Raw genomic sequence first — 15,763 nt, 5'->3', positions numbered from 1 at the left:
AGTCATGTCAAGTTTATTGAGGATTTATTTTGGATGTTGTTGCACGTTCTGTGGACGGCAGATCAGGCCTGCTGAACGTTAGATGTGCCCCTCGGTCAGCCAGCCGTCATGCTGGCCGGATACACCCAACAAGACAGATTGGCCCCCTCTCCCTCTATTCCAGGCATCTCGCCGTTTCCCAGGAGTTTTATGTTCCAGATCCGATCCCTGTCCGCTGCCCTGCTGGGCACCCTGACCCTCACCGCTTTCACCCTGCCTGTGGCCACCGCGCAGACGATTAAGGGGCAGAGCATCACCGTCAATCCCACTGCCCCAGCCACTGTGACTGGCCTGACGCTGATTGACGCCGACACCAACAAGCCGGTGCCCGGCTTCGATCCGATTCAGCCTGGCGCGACCCTGGACCTGGCGCGCCTGCCCGCCCGGATGAACATGCGCGCTAACGTGTCCAACGCGGTCAAGAGCGTCTGGTTCGGTCTGGACGGCAACGGCAACTACCGCCTGCAAGGCGGCGCCCCATACTCGCTGTGCAACGACAATGGAGGCAACTTTGAACCCTGCCCGGCCGCCGTCTTCGCGCCTGGCGCCCATAGCCTGCTGGCAACGCCTTACGCTGCCGCCAATGGGGCCGGCACAGCAGGGCTGGCGGCCTCGCTGACCTACACGGTGGTCCGCAGCGCTGCCGCGCAGCCCGCCCCTGCCCTGAGTGTGACCAGCTTTACCCTGATTAATGCCGACACCAACCAGCCAGTGTCTGGCTTTGACCCCATTCGTCCCGGCGCGCGCCTGCGCCTGTCCGCGCTGCCTCCACGGCTGAACGTACGGGCCAATGTCGGCAGTGGCGTGCGTAGCGTGCGCTTTGTCCAGAAAGGGAACAAGGACTACCTGGAAAACGAGGCCCCCTTTTCCCTGTGCGGGGATTCCAAGGACAAGAGCGGCAAGAAAGGCGATTACCTGACCTGCGACGCCAGCCGTTTTGCGCCCGGCACGCACCGGCTGACGGCGACCCCCTTCGAGAAGATGTTCGCAGGTGGGACCGCGGGCAAAGCCCTGACCCTGGACTTCACGGTCGAGCGCTGAGGCTGGCCATGGCCTCCTGGCAACAGATGCCGGGAGGCCACTCAAAACGAGGCTGTGTCAGAGCTTCAGGCGGGGGACAGAGCGAAAGGGAAGTCAGGCTTTTTAAGCCACAGCTGACGACCGACCTTTCTTCTGTCCCCCTTGACCTGCCTGGATTACTTCTGCCTGCCAAACAGCCGGGGGAAGCGGCTGACAGGTTCAGACGGGCTGGCCGGGGCCACGGTGGTCTCCAGTTCACGGACGGCAGCCAGCAGGTATTCCGGCACGCCCGCGTGGAACAGTTGCGCTTCGTCCATCCAATCGGCCCCCAGCAACTCCTCCGGCTGGGGATTGAGGATGCCTGAGCAGTACTCGCTGCCGAAGATCAGGTTGAGGCGGGCATCTGCCGCGCCGTTCTGAACGCCCCGCCCCGCGTGAGAACCCACCAGACGCAATTCGGCCACCGAGATCCCAACCTGGGCCAGCAGCGTGCGCCGCAGCTGGGATTCCACGACATTGGCCCCGCTAGACGAATTGAGGACCAGGCCTGGCAGGCCGTGCAGTCCACCGGGCAACAGGGGAATGCGGGGGCGGACGATCAGGTAGGTCTCGCGTTGCCGCACCAGGGCGAAAACGCCCACCTGATAGGCGACGACTGAGGATTGGGTTTCGCTGGCAGAACTGGACACAGGGATAGCGACTCCTGAAAATGGGGCTTGGGACCGGACTGTAGAGATTGTAGTGCGGAAAAGGGCTTCTCCGAATCCCCCCTCAGCCTCCCCCCCTGACAGGGCGTGACGGAGCCGCCAGGAATTTAGCAAGGATAGAAGAGCGCCCCTGAAGCAATCATTCAGGGGCGCTCTAGCGGTCGTCTTCCTGCGGCAGACATTAAGGAAGCATCACATGCACAACTGGGAATCGAGGATCAGGCTTCAGTCGCCCACGCCGCCCAGAACCGGTTCCGCCGGGGTGCGGCGAAGCACCGTCCAGATCATGATCAGGCCCGCCAGGGACAGAGCCGCGCCCATGATAAACGCTGCGCCCGGCACCCGGATGGGCGCGCCGCCGCCGTTGAAGTACGCGAAGACGGCAGTCGCGACGATTGGCCCCACCACCCCCACCAGACTGTTCAGGCTGGTGATCGCGCCCTGGACACGGCCCTGCTCGGTCTCGCTGACCTGACGGCTGATCAGGCCCTGAATAGCAGGTTGTGCCAGCCCGCCGCCTGCCCCCACCACCAGTGAGGCGTACAGCACCGGCGAACTGCGCGCCACACTGAGAATCAGGAATTCAGCGGTCGACATGATCAGACCTAGCAAGATGGTGCGCCGCTCCCCCAGGCGCTTGATGGAAATCCCGATCAGTCCGCCCTGCACCGCCGCCGTCAGCAGGCCGAAGAAGGCCAGCGCTACGCCGTTTTGCAACGGACTCCAGCTCAGTACACCCTCGGTGTACAGCACCCAGGTGCTGAAGATGACCTGCCCGGCCAGCCCCAGCAGCACGAAGGTCAGGGCGAGGCTCCGCAGCAGGGCGTATTCGCCCAGCGCCTTGAGGGGCGTGAAGGGGTTCAGGTCCTTGCGGTTCAGCTGCTTGCCACGGGCAGAGGCCGGCAGCGATTCGGGCAACACGAAATAGCCGTACAGCAAATTCAAGCCGCTGAGAGCCGCCGCCACCAGGAACGGCACGCGCAACCCGTACTCTCCCAGCACGCCGCCCAGCGCCGGACCCAGGATGAACCCTACGCCGAAGGTGGCTCCCAGTAGCCCGAAATTCTTGGCCCGGTCGGCGGGCGGCGTCACGTCGGCGATGTACGCGTTGGCGACGGTCAGACTAGCCCCGGTAATCCCGGCAATCAGGCGACCGATCAGCAGCCACCACAGGCTGGGCGCAAAGTACAGCAGCAGGTAATCGAGAGTCACGCCCAGCAGACTCAGCAGCAAGACCGGACGCCGCCCGTAGCGGTCACTCAGCGTGCCCAGAATGGGGGCGAAGACAAACTGCATGATCGCGTAGGCCGCGGTCAGCAGACCGATATCGCGTGCCCCTGCCGCCTCGGACCCGGCCAGTTCCTTTACCAGCCCCGGCAGGACGGGAATGATTAGTCCGATGCCCATGATGTCGATTAACGCGGTGATGAGAATAAAGATCAGGGCGGCGGGGCGTCTGGACATGGCAACCTACTTTAGCGGCGAGAGGACGGAGAAATGTAGCTGGCAAAGCCAGCCGGCGCAGCGCAGGCACGATTCAACGGAAATGTAATCTTGGTAGCGAATTACGTCAATAGGCAAATATGCCGAGCGCCATTCAGAACACCGGATCAGAACAGAACCGCCCCCACTTCGGAGGGCGGTTCTGAAGATCAAGCGGACCTCAGTAGAAGGTGGTGATGCGCTCGACGTTGTGGCGGTGGTGAGGAAAGCCATCCTCCGCGCGCTTACCGATGGGCAGCAGGCCAGCGAACTGGACGTGTTCGGGCAGACCCAGTAGTTCGCGCACTTTATCGGGCTGGAAGCCCAACATGGGCACGGTGTCGTAGCCCAGGCCGCGCGCCGCCAGCATCAGGAAACCGAAGGCGATGTTGGCCTGACTCAGCCCCCACTGACCGCGCTGAGCGACATCCTGGCCCCCAAAAGCGCCCTCGAAGGTTTTGCGCTGTCCGGCGCGGCCCTGCTCTCCCATCCCGGGGTGAGCCGTTTCTTCCACAGTGTTCAGCGTGTCTTCCATGTCGCTGTAGACCACGATCACGGCGGGTGCATTGCCGATCTGAGCCTGGCCGTAGGCGGCGGCCTGCAATTGCTCCTTGATCTCAGGGGTCTGCACCACGGCGAAGCGCCAGGTCTGGGCGTTCCAGGCGCTGGGGGCCAGGCTGGCCAGACGCAGGATTTCGCGCAGATCGCCCTGATTCATGGGCTCCTGCACGAATTTGCGAATGCTGCGGCGGGTTTCGATGGCTTCGGCAACGGTCAGGGGCTGGGTCAGGGTAGCAGTCATGGGTAGGAGATTACGGCAACCAGTTTAAAAAGTCAAGTGATGTAATCTGCTTCTTAATTGGTTTTGCATTTAGGTGTAGAATCCCTCCATGAACACGAAACTCTCCTCTCCCGGCCCCTCTGCCGTTGCAGAGAAGGGCTTCTGTCCGGTGTACCGGGCCATCGGCGTCCTGCAGGAGAAGTGGGTGCTGCATATCGTCCGCTCTCTTCTAGACGGCGAGAAGGGCTTTAATGAGCTGGCCCGCGCAGTGGGCGGCTGCAACAGCGCCACGCTGACCCAGCGACTGGAACACCTGGAAACGCTGAACATCATCAGCAAGCGCACCGAGGATACGCACGGCAAGCTGGCGCGCAGTGTTTACACCCTGACCCCAGTGGGCCTGGAACTTCAGAGCGTGATCAACGCGATCGACACCTGGGGACGCGCCCATCTGCTCGAGCACCAGGATGATGTGACAGGCGTGTCGGGCTGCTGAGGTGTTGCCCGCTATCCTGATCTTCATCGTCCTTCCCGTGGTCCTGATCGTGGTGGCATTTCGGATCAAACCGCTGGTGGATACGGACAGGGGGCGCGGCGATGCGCTGGGCGGCATGCGCGCGGCGGGTGGGATGTTTGGCAGTCACGGCCTCGCACCGGACGAACGGTCGGTGGCCGAGGACACTGAGCGGGTACGCTTCGATCTGGATCAGATAAAGGCCCGTGAATGAGGGGACGATGCTGGCCCCATTCCAGCTGCTCTAAGCTGGGCACATGAGCCTTAAAGACAACTTCACGGCAGACGAGTGGTTCAAGGTGATGACCGGCCCCGGACGGGCGGGTGCGGCAGTGGTGGCTGCCAGCCCCAGTGGTCTGACTGGGCTGCTGGCCGAGGCCGGCGCGATTGCCGCTGCCGTGCGCGAGAGTGTGAGCCGGGAAAACCGCACGCCTCTCATGGAGGCCATGGCCGCTGACCTGCTGGGCCAGCCTGGTGCCCGCGCCCCGGAACAGGAACGCGCCCGCAACGTTGAGGACGTGAAAAACCAGAGCCTGGAAGGCGTGCGGCAGGCCATGTGGCTGGTCAATGCCAAGACCAGTGAGGAGGACGCCGCAGCCTACCGCGAGATGCTTCTGCTGGTGGCCCAGCGCACTGCCGAGGCCGCCAAGGAGGGTGGATTCCTGGGCATTGGCGGCGAGCAGGTCAACGACAAGGAGCGCGCCGTGATTGAGGAACTGCGCCAGTTGCTCGGGGGACAGATGGCGGACGGGCATGGTGCAGGCGTGATCGCGCACGAGACACCACCCGAAACGCTGGTGGTGCGGCCAGAGCCGGGCCCGGACGGTTCGGGAAACAGCAACTGACCAGCAGATGTTTTTTCAGCAGGCGGCCTCCAGATTGATCGGGGCCGTCTGTTTTCATGACAGGGTTGTCAGATGGCTGCCCAACATGATCCACCCCCTCCTTCTTGATGAACAGGAGACGCGGAGTTGCCCAGCCAGCAGTATTTTTTAGCTTTCCGCGAGGGGGTGAACGGGGAAGCCAACGGAGGATGTGCCCTGCTAAACATGAAGGCCGCGCCGGGATGACGCTGCCCCGCCCGCGGGTGTAGCGTCGGGTCAGAGCAAGACTCAAGGAGGCGTCATTTATGGAGTACCGTCACCTGGGCCGCACCGGCCTGAAAGTCAGCCCACTCTGCCTGGGCACCATGAACTTCGGCCCTGAAACCACCGAGCAGGACAGCTACCGGATTATGGACATGGCGCTGGAGCGGGGGGTCAACTTCTTTGATACCGCCAACGTGTACGGACGCAAACCCGGCGAGGGCGTGACCGAGCAGATCGTGGGCCGCTGGCTGGAAAAGAATCCTGGCAACCGCGACAAGATCGTGCTGGCGACCAAGGTCTACGGCAAGATGGGCGACGGCCCCAACGATCAGAAGCTCTCGGCGTATCACATCCGCAAGGCGTGCGAGGACAGCCTGCGCCGCCTGAAGACCGATCACATCGACCTGTACCAGATGCACCACATTGACCGCGCCACCCCCTGGGAGGAGGTCTGGCAGGCGATGGAGGGGCTGGTGCGCGAGGGCAAGGTGCTGTACGTCGGCAGCAGCAATTTCGCGGGCTGGAACATCGCGCAGGCCAACACCCTGGCCGCCCAGCGCCACTTCATGGGCCTGGTGTCCGAGCAGAGCCTGTACAACCTGTCGGCGCGCACCATCGAACTGGAGGTCATTCCGGCGTGTCAGGCGCTGGGCCTGGGCCTGATTCCCTGGAGCCCACTGGGTGGCGGTCTGCTGGGCGGCGCACTACAAAAAGCCAGCGAGGGCCGCCGCGCCAGCGAGAACATGCAAAAACAGATCGACCAGCACCGCCCCCAACTGGAGCGGTACGAGGCGCTGTGCAGGGAGCTTGGCGAGTCGCCGGCGGACGTGGCCCTGGCGTGGCTGCTGCACCAGCCTGCCGTGACGGCCCCGATTATCGGCCCACGCACGGTAGAGCAGCTGGAAGGCGCACTGGGGGCGCTGGACATCAAGCTGACGGATGAGATCCTGAACAAACTGGACGAGATCTGGCCTGGCCCCGGCGGGCAGGCCCCGGAAGCCTACGCGTGGTAACGGACGGCTCCCAGGCTCCGGCAGTGGGGCCGGTGGTACTGACCGGTGCGGCGGGCCGGGCCGGACGCGCCGCTCTGAGACACCTGTTGGAACACGGTCACGAGATCATTGCTGTGGACGCTCAGCCCATTCCCAGGCCGGACGGTGAATTTCCCGGTTTCCTGAAGGCTGTTCTGCGCGCCGATCTGACTGACCTGGGACAGACGCTGGAGGTTATGCACGGGGCGACCAGCGTGATTCATCTGGCGAACATTCCTGCGCCCGATCTGCAGGCCGCGCACTATACGTTCGTGCAGAACGTGACCATGAATCACAGCGTCTTCACGGCGGCCACGCTGCTGGGGCTGGACCGGGTGGTGTGGGCGTCCAGCGAGACCACGCTGGGCCTGCCCTTCGACGTGCCGCCCCACTACGCCCCAGTGGACGAGGCGCACTATCCCCACCCGGAGTCGTCGTATGCTCTGAGCAAGGTGGTCACCGAGACCATGGCCGCGGATTTCGCTCGCAAGACGGGTATCCCCTACGTGGCCCTGCGTTTTTCGAACATCCTGGGACCGGAGGAGTACCGCCGTTTTCCAGAACTGGCCTGGCCCGATGCACAGGCCCGCAAGTGGAACCTGTGGGGGTATATCGACGAGCGCGACGCCGCACTGGCCTGCCGACTGGCCCTGACGGCGCCGCTCGTGGGGGCCAGCAGTTTCATCATCGCCGCCGCCGACACGGTGATGCCTCAACCCTCGCGCACCCTGATGGAACAGGTCTTCCCAGGGGTCCCGCTACGCAAAACGCTGAAAGACTTCGAGACCCTGCTCAGCATTGACCATGCCCGGCAGCACCTCGGCTTCGAACCCCAGCACTCGTGGCGAGACACGCTGACTGAGCCAGAGATGGACGCTCAAGGCAAACGAGCATGAAGGTCCTGTTTATCGGTGGCACCGGCATCATCAGCTCGGCGTGTTCGGAGTTGGCGCTGGCGCAGGGCGTGGAACTGTACCTGCTCAACCGGGGAGAATCCTCCCGCCCTCTGCCAGACGGCGCCAAGGTGCTCCAGGGCGACATCCGCGATCCGGCCAGCGTGCGGCAAGCGTTAGGCGATCTGGACTTTGACGCCGTGGTGAACTGGGTGGCCTTCACGCCCGAACACATCGAGACCGATCTGGACCTGTTCGCGGGGCGCACCCGGCAGTACATCTTCATCAGTTCCGCCTCGGTGTACCAGAAGCCGCTGGGCCACCTGCCGATCACCGAGTCCACCCCGCTGCACAATCCCTTCTGGGAGTACTCGCGCAACAAGATCGCCTGTGAGGAACGGCTGACCCGCGCCTACCGCGAGGACGGCTTTCCCATGACCATCGTGCGGCCTTCTCACACCTATGACCGCACCTTGCTGCCGATGGACGGCGGGTGGACGGTGGTAGACCGCATGCGCCGGGGCAAGCCGGTGATCGTCCACGGCGACGGCACCTCCTTATGGACGCTGACCCACCACCGCGATTTCGCCGTGGGTTTTGTGGGCCTGCTGGGTCGCCCGGCGGTGATCGGCGAGGCCGTGCAGATCACCGGGGACGAGTGGTTGACCTGGAACCAGATTTTCGAACTGGTGGCGGGCGCGGCAGGCGTCCAGGCGCAGCTGGTCCATGTGCCGTCCGAGATCATCGCGGCCTTCGCTCCCAACTGGGGCGCGGGGCTGCTGGGTGACAAGGCGCACAGCGCCGTTTTCGACAACACCAAAATCAAGCGGCTGGTGCCGGAGTTCCGGGCCACCATTCCCTACGCGCGCGGCGTGCAGGAAGTGCTGGCGTGGTACGACGCCGATCCGGCCCGGCAGGTGGTGGATGGGGAGTTGGACCGACTGATGGACGAGATCATTGCGCAGGTTCAGGCGGTGGGACCACAGCGCCAGGGTGGGACCTAGGGCGCTGTGGCGGCGGGCGTCATTGCTGGAGCCGATTCTCCCACCCGGTTCAGTTCGATGGTGTATCCCAGCAGCTCACGCCCCAGCAACACCGTTCGCAGCACCCCACTGATTTTAGTCTCGGCCAGCGTGGCGTGCAGGTTGCCGCGATGCTTGTCACCGTTCTCGAACAAATTCAGTTCCAGCGCGCCGCCGCTGCCGCTGCGCTTGAACGTGCCACTGGCCGCGTATGCTTTACGGCTTTCCAGGTTGGTGATCACGCCGGTGGCGCGCCCCTCCCGCTCCTGCACGGCCAGGGTCATGCGGTAGGGCACGCGGCCCGTGCCGCCCACACCAATGCCCTCGTAGGTGCCGTTCACGGCGCGTTCCAGCGGGGTCAGCGGACTGAGGTATGCCCCGAAGGCGCAGCCACTAAGAACGGGCGGCAACAGCAACAGGGCGGCAACGGCGAAACGTGAGCGCATACCGGAGGCTACGCAGTCCTCATGAAGTCCATCTGATGCGCCCTGATGTCTCCGTCCTCACTCAACCCTCTTCCAGCGGATACGTGCGGGCGGCACGCATGGCCAGCCAGATTAGATAGGCGTAGAACACGAAGACAAGGGCGAACACCAGCCAGCCCGGAAAGTTGCCGATATCGGCCAGCGCGAAGGCGTCGGGGAAGCTCAGGACGTAGCCCTTGGGCTGACCCAGGTCCAGCTTGGCTAACCATGCCAGCAGCACCGCCGCGTAGATCCACAGGTAATTGCGCCCTAGCCGCCAGCCCAGCGCGTCGTTGCGGCTCATTGGGCTGCGCGGCTTGCTCAGTTCGGCCAGCAGCAACTGGTGCCAGCCGGGGTCCACCTTATCGCCAAGCATGGCCGGGTAGAAGAAACGCTCCATGATCCGCACGCGGTGGTGCGCGATCTCGTAGGTGCGGAAACGCCGGGCTTCCAGCCGCAGGAAGAAGTAGTTCATGAACATGGCGAACAGGAAGGTGGCGTGGCTGTTGCCCACATCCCCCAGGGCAAACGAGGCCAGGCCGGCGCTGGTGACCACCGACCAGTTGGTGGTCATGTCCAGCCGCTGACGCCACGCCGTCATCTTGCCCACCTCGGCGCGGTACAGGTGGATCAGCGCGTTGGCCTGGTTGGTACTGTAACTGACCTCCGTCAGGCCGGGCGCGAGCATCGCCCCTGGCCCGCCACCTGCCCCCGGCATCAGCCCCCGTCCCCAGTCACGCTGTCCCAGATCATGCCGCCCAGCGTAGCGCGCCGACGCCAGCGGCGGTGCATCTGACCTATCAAATCAGACCGGCACCCCCCCATCCGGCTAGACTTCAGCGCAAAAAAGGGTTGCAGCGGCGTTCTGCCCCAATGGTGGTGGCCCCGCCATGACCCGAATACACGGCGGTGGCGTCGGGCAGCGTCAGCAGTTCACGGTTGATGCCCGCCAGCAGGGTGGGGTGGTCCCCCCCCGGCAGGTCCGTGCGCCCGATGCTCCCCTGAAACAGCGTGTCCCCCGCCACCACCACACCATTTTCGCCGTCTGTTCCCGCCAGAAACACCACATGCCCCGGCGCGTGCCCTGGCAACTCGCGGGCCATCAGGGTCAGGTCGCCCGCCGTGAAGATCTGGTCCTGCGCGATGTCGTGGTCCGGCGCCTCCGGCTGGATGAAGGGCAGGTTCCAGCGCCCCGCCGAGGCCGCGCCCATGCTGTACAGCGGCAGATCGGCGGGATGCAGCCAGACTGGAACCTGCAACGCCTCGCGCACCGGCTGCACGGCCCCAATGTGGTCGAAATGCGCGTGCGTCAGCAGAATGCCGCGCACGGTCACGCCGGAATCACGGATCAGGGCCAGAATTCGCTCGGCGTCGTCGCCAGGATCAAAGAGAAAGCCCTCGCCCTGTGCGCCCGCCACCAGTACGACGTTTTCCTGCAACGGGCCGGTAGGCAGGGACCAGACTCGAACGTGACCGTGGACAGAAGGTTGCCGCATGGGCGCAGTGTATCGGTCCAGCCCCTCTCACCCACACATTGCAAGGGAATACCGTGAGGGTTCTGTCAGACCCCCCCCCATAAGCTGAGTTTCGTGAGTGGCCGCCTGATCTCCGAACTGCCTGAACAGGATCTGGCCGGACGGCGCAGGGCGTCGCGCAACACTCTGCGGGCCCAGTTCGCGCTGGTGATCTTCCTGCTGGCGTTCCTGCCCAATCTGGTCCTCACGCTGACCGCCCAGCCCGCCCTACCGGCAGGAGCCCTGGTGGGCTGGATGCTGCTGGTGGGCGTGTTGTGCGGGATGGTGGGCTACGTCCTAAGTGGCGCGTTGCTGCGGCCCCTCAGCCGCCTGCAGGCCGAGGTGGAGGGCGGCGAACTGACCCCCCACGCCGACGACCCGGCGGAAATCCTGCGGCTGCGCCGCGCCTTCTCGGACCTGCTGAGCCGGCTGGGCACCGAGCAGACACGGCGCAACGCCTTTATGGCAACGCTGGTGCATGACCTGAAGACTCCGCTGATCGCCGCCGGACACCTCACGCACGCGCTGGTCCACCTTCCCATGCCCGATGCCGAGCGCCGGGAAGTGGGTGCCCAGATGGGGGCCGAGACCGCCCGGCTGCTGGCGCTGGTGCAGCAGATGGCCGACGCCCACCGATTCGAGCGCGAGGACGTCATGGTCCAGAGCGCCCCCACCGATCTGCGCGCTCTGCTCGACGGCGTGGCCCGCCGGGTCAAGCCGCAGGCCGAGTGGGGCGGAGTGGAAGTGACAGTGGACGGCAGTGGCTACGCCCTGGCCGACGCTCAGGTGCTGGAACGCGCCGTGACCAACCTGACCGAGAACGCCATTCGCTACGCCCACTCGAAGGTAGAACTGCGGGTCACGCCCGGCGGACTGGTGGTGGCTGACGACGGCCCCGGCTTGGGCGGCTCGCTTGCTCAACTGGCGCAGCCCTTTACCTCACAGCCCACCACCATCGCTGGACAGCAATACACCGCCGGAACCGCTGGACTGGGACTCTTCATCGCCCGCCGTATCGCCGAGGCCCACGGCGGCGAGTTGCACTACACCCACCAACCCCACGGACTCCCCTCCCACGAGGCCGCCAGCCCACTGCCCGCATCCGCTCTGCCCACCGTTTTCACGCTCACTCTTCCGGAGGTCACCCCATGAGACTTGTTATCGCCGACGATCACCCGCTGTTCCGCATGGGCCTCAAGTACGCCCTGATGCACCAGGGCTTCGACGTGGTGGCCGAGGCCGCCGACGGCCTGAGCGCCCTGGACGCCTGCCGCACGCTACAACCAGACGCCGCCCTGCTGGACATCAAGATGCCCGGCATGACCGGCATCGAGGTCTGTGAACGGCTCCGCATGACCCACCCCCAGGTCGTCAGCGTGCTGATCACCACCTTCGCCGAACCCGCCATCGTGCAGGCCGCCCGCGCTGCCGGGGCGCGCGGATACGTGAGCAAGGAAACCGATCCCGAGAGCCTGGCCCGTCAACTGCGCGACATCGTGGCGCACCCCGAGGTTGACCGCCTGCCGCAGGTGGACGTGCCCCGGCTGACCCCCCGCGAGTCTGAGGTCCTGCCGCTGCTGGCCCAGGGCTACAGCAACAAGGAAATCGCCAAGAACCTGGGCGTCAGTCCCGACACTGTCAAGGACCATCTGGCCCGCCTGTACGCCAAACTCGACGCCGGGGACCGCACCCAGGCGGTCAGCCGCGCCCGCTCAATTGGCCTGCTGCACTGAGGAAAGCTGCGGAATCCTGACCGGGGAGAGGACTTGCGGGTCTTCTCCCGCATTTCTGTGCCGGTTGCATCCAGATCTCCTCTACCCTGCTGGCATGTTGAAAACCATTCTGACCCGCTCCCTTGCATTGGCCCTTGCCACCATCACTTTTGCCAACGCGCAGTCCGCGCCCGGCACGCCCATTTTCGTTCAGCCACCGCAACAGCAAACGCCGGAAGTGGTGCCGACGGTTCCACAGATCGTGACCCCACCGCCTGTAACCCCAGTGGCCCTCCCTCAGCCCACGCCGGACCGTTTTACCGTCTGGGGCGGCGTGGGCACCGAGCTGTACGTGCTGCCGGGCGTACTGCTCGGGGCCAGTGCGCCGATAGGCCATCTGGGCGGCGTGAATCTGGCCCTGCGTGCCAGCGCCGAGGCCGTCATCGTCCCGGTGGCGGATCTCCCCGGCCCATTGCCATTCGTGAACGTGGACCTGTTGCTGTCGGGCAGTGGGCGTGGGCTGCGGGCTTACGGCGGTCCCAGTGTGGGCACCATTCCAGGGTTCGCCATCCTGCTAGGCGGCGTCGGGGGTGTGCGCGGCGACTTTGGCGCAGGACCGTGGGGCTACTTCGCCGAGACCAAGGCGCGTGTGGCCTTCGGCGCAGCGGGGGGAAGCGGCGCGATGCTGGTTCTGCCAGGGGTCAATCTGGGGATCACGTACCGCTTCTGAGGGGTAGTCAGGCCTTCTAATCGCCTGACGCTCAAACTGCCAGAAAATGTTCGGGACTTTCCGGAGAGACCGTTAGACCTTTTGAGGATTTGACCTTCCCCACCCCTGTACCCTGGACCCCATGAGCAGCCCCTTTCTGCTATCGGCGCGCGCGCTGAGCCTCAAACCTTCCTCGACGGTGGCCGTCACGGGCCGCGCCCTGGAGCTGCAAAAGGCCGGGGTTGACGTGATCAGCATGAGCGTGGGCGAACCGGATTTCGACACGCCCCCGCATGTCAAGGCCGCTGCGATTCGCGCCATCGAATCGGGCCGGACCAAATACACCCCGGTCAGCGGCATCCCCGAACTGCGGGAAGCCATCAGCGCCAAGTTCCAGCGTGAGAATGGGCTGGACTACGCGCCGGACGCCGTGACGGTCACGTCGGGCGGAAAGCAGGCGCTGTTCAATGCTTTCCTCGCGCTGCTCAATCCCGGCGACGAGGTGCTGATTCCCGCGCCGTACTGGGTCAGTTACCCAGAGATGGTGGCGTTGACCGGGGCCTTCCCGGTTCCGGTGCCCACGCACGCGGCAGCCGGCTTCCAGCTCGATCCGCAGGCGCTGGAGGCGCGTGTGACGCCCATGACCCGCATGATCGTGCTAAACAGCCCTGGTAATCCCACAGGGGCTGTTTTCACGCCGGACGTGTTGCGGGCGGTGGCCGAGGTCGCTATGCGCCACAACCTGATGATCGTGACCGACGAGATGTACGAACACCTGGTCTACGACGCCCAGCAGATCAGCATCGGCACCTTTGCGCCGGAACACACGCTGACGGTCAACGGGGCCAGCAAGGCGTATGCCATGACCGGCTGGCGCATCGGTTACGCGGGCGGCCCGAAGTCAGTGATCGCCGCCATGAACGCCCTGCAATCGCAGAGTACAAGCAACGCCAGCAGCGTCTCGCAGTACGCCGCCCTGGCCGCGTTGGCCGAGCATGAGGAAACGGCGCGGTTCGTCGAGATGGCGCTCGGGGCATACCGTCAGCGACGGGACCGCATCGTGGCAGGGCTAAACGCATTGGGCCTGAAAACGCCCACGCCACAGGGGGCCTTCTACGTGATGGCCGACACCACCCGCATACACCCTGACGAGCTGGAGGCAACCCGGATCATCCTGGATGACGCGCGGGTGGCCGTGGTCCCGGGCACCGATTTCGCTGCCCCCGGTCAGGTCCGGCTCAGTTACGCCACCAGTATGGAAAACATCGAGGAGGTGTTAAAGCGGCTGGGCGGGCTGCTGCAGGGTCGGGCACAGGAGGAATAAGGAGCCTGGGGGTGTCGGGCCGGCTGTGGGTGGCCCGGATGTGCACGGCACCGCCCCAGATAGGGGAGAAACGGCTCGGCAGAATTCGACTGACGCCTCTTGATGGACTGGCTTATCTCACCACCTTAATCCAGGCCTCGAAGATCCGTGGACGTACCAGGAGGGGCTGATTCGGGCGATCAGTGAAACGCAGCCTTCAACGACGGAAAACAGCGACGATCTGGGCTGAATACCGCCTCCTCCACAGCTCCATCCTCTACACTGCGCCCCAATGGCTCTGGTGGTAATGGCGACAGGCGGAACGGGCGGACATATTTACCCGGCGGTGGCAACCGCGCACGAACTCACTCGGCGCGGGCACGCGGCCATGATTCTGGGGCAGCGTGGCGGCATGGAAGAACGCATTGCCGCCGAGCAGGGCCTGCCCTTTCAGGGTGTGGACGCGGGCAAACTGGCCCGCAGCGGGCAGGGCCGCCCGGATCCCCGCGAGCTGATCCGGGCCGGGCAGGGCGTGGCGCAGGCACGGGCAGTGCTATCCAAACTCAGGCCCGGCGCAGTGGTGGGCTACGGCGGCTTTGCCAGCCTGCCGGGGGTGCTGGCCGCCCAGAGCCTGCGCATTCCTACCGTCCTGCACGAACAGAACGCCCGCCTGGGCCTGACGCAGCGGCTGGCGGTTCGTCAGGCGCGGGCAGTGGGCACCGCCTACGAGCGAGTGTTGGGCCTGGATCCTCGTAAGGCCAGCATGGTGGGCATGCCGGTGCGCGAGGACCGCATGGACCGCATGGAGGCGCTGAGCCGTCTGAACCTGCGTGTTGGCCCGCTGACGCTTCTGGTGATGGGCGGCTCGCAGGGATCTCTGTTCCTGAACAACAACGTGCCAGACACGCTGCGCAATATCCTGGGCACAGAGGGCCTGCTGGAAAGCGGCTCGGCAGCCACCACCGCGCGGATTGACCTGCAGTTCGAGCCGCAGGGCGAGCGCGATCTGGTGCGCGATCTGGTCTCGGAAGCGGTGGGCAGCGAGGCCATTCAGGTACTGCACTCCACCGGACCGCGCTGGTTTCCAGAGGTCGCCTCGCGGGTGCAGGACATGGACTGGTATCACGCCACGGGATTCGTGGACGCCGTGGCGGCGTGGTCGGCGGCGGACCTGGCGATCACGCGAGCGGGAACAGGCACGCTGGCCGAGGCCGCCTTTCATGGCGTGCCGACGATCATGGTCCCACTCCCTGAATCGGCGGAGAACCACCAGTTCCACAACGCCCGCATGGTTCAGGAGGCGGGCGCTGGCATCCTGGTCGAGCAGGCCCGCGTGAGCGCCGAGCTGGGGGCGGCGGTGTTACAGTGTTCCTCGCCTGCCATGCGCGCCGAGATGCGCGACGCGGCGCTGGGGCGCTCCCCGGTGGGTGCCGCCGGGCGCTTCGCCGATCTGATCGAGAGGCACCTGCGCTGATGGCTCCACC

18 protein-coding genes are annotated in these 15,763 nt (G+C 65.1%); 12 read left to right on the top strand and 6 right to left on the bottom strand.

Annotated features, from left to right (window positions below; all coding sequences use genetic code 11):
• Positions 1 to 189: 189 nt before the first annotated feature.
• The gene (locus tag HNQ08_RS03900; protein ID WP_184127802.1) at positions 190 to 1,080 is read left to right on the top strand and encodes a hypothetical protein; all 891 of its coding nucleotides are present in this window, start codon (positions 190 to 192) and stop codon (positions 1,078 to 1,080) included.
• A gap of 155 nt (positions 1,081 to 1,235) precedes the next feature.
• On the opposite strand, the gene HNQ08_RS03895 is transcribed toward HNQ08_RS03900, so the two are convergent.
• The 3 genes from HNQ08_RS03895 to HNQ08_RS03885 all read right to left on the bottom strand — a co-directional run bounded on the left by HNQ08_RS03895 (position 1,236) and on the right by HNQ08_RS03885 (position 4,050).
• A complete protein-coding gene (locus HNQ08_RS03895) occupies positions 1,236 to 1,748 on the bottom strand; it encodes a hypothetical protein (RefSeq protein WP_184127801.1) in 513 nt (170 codons plus the stop codon).
• Between the two features lie 243 nt (positions 1,749 to 1,991).
• The gene (locus HNQ08_RS03890; protein ID WP_184127800.1) at positions 1,992 to 3,230 is read right to left on the bottom strand and encodes a TCR/Tet family MFS transporter; all 1,239 of its coding nucleotides are present in this window, start codon (positions 3,228 to 3,230) and stop codon (positions 1,992 to 1,994) included.
• A gap of 199 nt (positions 3,231 to 3,429) precedes the next feature.
• Positions 3,430 to 4,050 carry a nitroreductase family protein gene (locus HNQ08_RS03885; protein WP_184127799.1) on the bottom strand — a complete coding sequence of 207 codons (621 nt, stop codon included), beginning with the start codon at positions 4,048 to 4,050 and terminating at the stop codon, positions 3,430 to 3,432.
• An 88-nt stretch (positions 4,051 to 4,138) separates the two neighbouring features.
• On the opposite strand from HNQ08_RS03885, the gene HNQ08_RS03880 reads away from it, so the two are divergent.
• The 6 genes from HNQ08_RS03880 (at position 4,139) to HNQ08_RS03855 (ending at position 8,559) form a co-directional block, all read left to right on the top strand.
• Positions 4,139 to 4,525 (top strand): winged helix-turn-helix transcriptional regulator, encoded by a 387-nt coding sequence (locus HNQ08_RS03880; protein WP_184127798.1) that lies wholly within the window; start codon positions 4,139 to 4,141, stop codon positions 4,523 to 4,525.
• Position 4,526: 1 nt separating this feature from the next.
• Positions 4,527 to 4,757 (top strand): hypothetical protein, encoded by a 231-nt coding sequence (locus HNQ08_RS03875; protein ID WP_229789770.1) that lies wholly within the window; start codon positions 4,527 to 4,529, stop codon positions 4,755 to 4,757.
• Between the two features lie 43 nt (positions 4,758 to 4,800).
• Positions 4,801 to 5,388, top strand: coding sequence for a hypothetical protein (locus HNQ08_RS03870; RefSeq protein ID WP_184127797.1), 588 nt, complete (start codon positions 4,801 to 4,803; stop codon positions 5,386 to 5,388).
• A 284-nt stretch (positions 5,389 to 5,672) separates the two neighbouring features.
• Positions 5,673 to 6,644, top strand: a complete 972-nt coding sequence (locus tag HNQ08_RS03865) for an aldo/keto reductase (RefSeq protein ID WP_184127796.1) — start codon at positions 5,673 to 5,675, stop codon at positions 6,642 to 6,644.
• A complete protein-coding gene (locus tag HNQ08_RS03860) occupies positions 6,638 to 7,558 on the top strand; it encodes an NAD-dependent epimerase/dehydratase family protein (RefSeq protein ID WP_229789778.1) in 921 nt (306 codons plus the stop codon). Before HNQ08_RS03865 ends, HNQ08_RS03860 begins: the two co-directional genes overlap by 7 nt.
• Positions 7,555 to 8,559: an SDR family oxidoreductase gene (locus HNQ08_RS03855; protein WP_184127795.1), complete on the top strand. Its 1,005-nt coding sequence runs from the start codon at positions 7,555 to 7,557 to the stop codon at positions 8,557 to 8,559. The genes HNQ08_RS03860 and HNQ08_RS03855 overlap by 4 nt, the downstream gene beginning before the upstream one ends.
• On the opposite strand, the gene HNQ08_RS03850 is transcribed toward HNQ08_RS03855, so the two are convergent.
• From HNQ08_RS03850 to HNQ08_RS03840, 3 genes are all read right to left on the bottom strand, one after another.
• Positions 8,556 to 9,023: a hypothetical protein gene (locus HNQ08_RS03850; RefSeq protein ID WP_184127794.1), complete on the bottom strand. Its 468-nt coding sequence runs from the start codon at positions 9,021 to 9,023 to the stop codon at positions 8,556 to 8,558. The two genes, HNQ08_RS03855 and HNQ08_RS03850, sit on opposite strands and share 4 nt — an antisense overlap.
• A 61-nt stretch (positions 9,024 to 9,084) precedes the next feature.
• Positions 9,085 to 9,759, bottom strand: a complete 675-nt coding sequence (locus tag HNQ08_RS03845; RefSeq protein WP_184127793.1) for a DUF2270 domain-containing protein — start codon at positions 9,757 to 9,759, stop codon at positions 9,085 to 9,087.
• A 118-nt stretch (positions 9,760 to 9,877) separates the two neighbouring features.
• Positions 9,878 to 10,537, bottom strand: a complete 660-nt coding sequence (locus HNQ08_RS03840) for an MBL fold metallo-hydrolase (protein ID WP_184127792.1) — start codon at positions 10,535 to 10,537, stop codon at positions 9,878 to 9,880.
• Between the two features lie 93 nt (positions 10,538 to 10,630).
• Here HNQ08_RS03840 and HNQ08_RS03835 point away from each other — a divergent pair, with 93 nt between their 5' ends.
• The 5 genes from HNQ08_RS03835 to murG all read left to right on the top strand — a co-directional run bounded on the left by HNQ08_RS03835 (position 10,631) and on the right by murG (position 15,753).
• Positions 10,631 to 11,707, top strand: coding sequence for a sensor histidine kinase (locus HNQ08_RS03835; protein ID WP_425321332.1), 1,077 nt, complete (start codon positions 10,631 to 10,633; stop codon positions 11,705 to 11,707).
• Complete coding sequence (locus HNQ08_RS03830) at positions 11,704 to 12,288, top strand: response regulator transcription factor (protein ID WP_184127791.1); 585 nt, start codon at positions 11,704 to 11,706, stop codon at positions 12,286 to 12,288. Before HNQ08_RS03835 ends, HNQ08_RS03830 begins: the two co-directional genes overlap by 4 nt.
• 94 nt (positions 12,289 to 12,382) lie before the next feature.
• The gene (locus HNQ08_RS03825) at positions 12,383 to 12,997 is read left to right on the top strand and encodes a superantigen-like protein SSL4 (RefSeq protein WP_184127790.1); all 615 of its coding nucleotides are present in this window, start codon (positions 12,383 to 12,385) and stop codon (positions 12,995 to 12,997) included.
• A 121-nt stretch (positions 12,998 to 13,118) separates the two neighbouring features.
• Positions 13,119 to 14,300: a pyridoxal phosphate-dependent aminotransferase gene (locus HNQ08_RS03820; protein WP_184127789.1), complete on the top strand. Its 1,182-nt coding sequence runs from the start codon at positions 13,119 to 13,121 to the stop codon at positions 14,298 to 14,300.
• Between the two features lie 271 nt (positions 14,301 to 14,571).
• Complete coding sequence (gene murG, locus HNQ08_RS03815) at positions 14,572 to 15,753, top strand: undecaprenyldiphospho-muramoylpentapeptide beta-N-acetylglucosaminyltransferase (protein ID WP_184127788.1); 1,182 nt, start codon at positions 14,572 to 14,574, stop codon at positions 15,751 to 15,753.
• The last annotated feature ends 10 nt before the right edge of the window (positions 15,754 to 15,763 follow it).

This window comes from Deinococcus humi (assembly GCF_014201875.1).
GTDB lineage: Bacteria > Deinococcota > Deinococci > Deinococcales > Deinococcaceae > Deinococcus > Deinococcus humi.
Note: the sequence above shows the minus strand (reverse complement) of the source record. Positions and strands in the feature narration are given on the sequence as shown.

Coding starts and splice junctions, on each gene's coding strand:
- HNQ08_RS03900 (WP_184127802.1), top strand. CDS start 190: ATGTTCCAGATCCGATCCCTGTCCGCTGCCCTGCTGGGCACCCTGACC.
- HNQ08_RS03890 (WP_184127800.1), bottom strand. CDS start 3,230: ATGTCCAGACGCCCCGCCGCCCTGATCTTTATTCTCATCACCGCGTTA.
- HNQ08_RS03885 (WP_184127799.1), bottom strand. CDS start 4,050: ATGACTGCTACCCTGACCCAGCCCCTGACCGTTGCCGAAGCCATCGAA.
- HNQ08_RS03880 (WP_184127798.1), top strand. CDS start 4,139: ATGAACACGAAACTCTCCTCTCCCGGCCCCTCTGCCGTTGCAGAGAAG.
- HNQ08_RS03870 (WP_184127797.1), top strand. CDS start 4,801: ATGAGCCTTAAAGACAACTTCACGGCAGACGAGTGGTTCAAGGTGATG.
- HNQ08_RS03865 (WP_184127796.1), top strand. CDS start 5,673: ATGGAGTACCGTCACCTGGGCCGCACCGGCCTGAAAGTCAGCCCACTC.
- HNQ08_RS03855 (WP_184127795.1), top strand. CDS start 7,555: ATGAAGGTCCTGTTTATCGGTGGCACCGGCATCATCAGCTCGGCGTGT.
- HNQ08_RS03850 (WP_184127794.1), bottom strand. CDS start 9,023: ATGCGCTCACGTTTCGCCGTTGCCGCCCTGTTGCTGTTGCCGCCCGTT.
- HNQ08_RS03845 (WP_184127793.1), bottom strand. CDS start 9,759: ATGCCGGGGGCAGGTGGCGGGCCAGGGGCGATGCTCGCGCCCGGCCTG.
- HNQ08_RS03840 (WP_184127792.1), bottom strand. CDS start 10,537: ATGCGGCAACCTTCTGTCCACGGTCACGTTCGAGTCTGGTCCCTGCCT.
- HNQ08_RS03830 (WP_184127791.1), top strand. CDS start 11,704: ATGAGACTTGTTATCGCCGACGATCACCCGCTGTTCCGCATGGGCCTC.
- HNQ08_RS03825 (WP_184127790.1), top strand. CDS start 12,383: ATGTTGAAAACCATTCTGACCCGCTCCCTTGCATTGGCCCTTGCCACC.
- HNQ08_RS03820 (WP_184127789.1), top strand. CDS start 13,119: ATGAGCAGCCCCTTTCTGCTATCGGCGCGCGCGCTGAGCCTCAAACCT.
- murG (WP_184127788.1), top strand. CDS start 14,572: ATGGCTCTGGTGGTAATGGCGACAGGCGGAACGGGCGGACATATTTAC.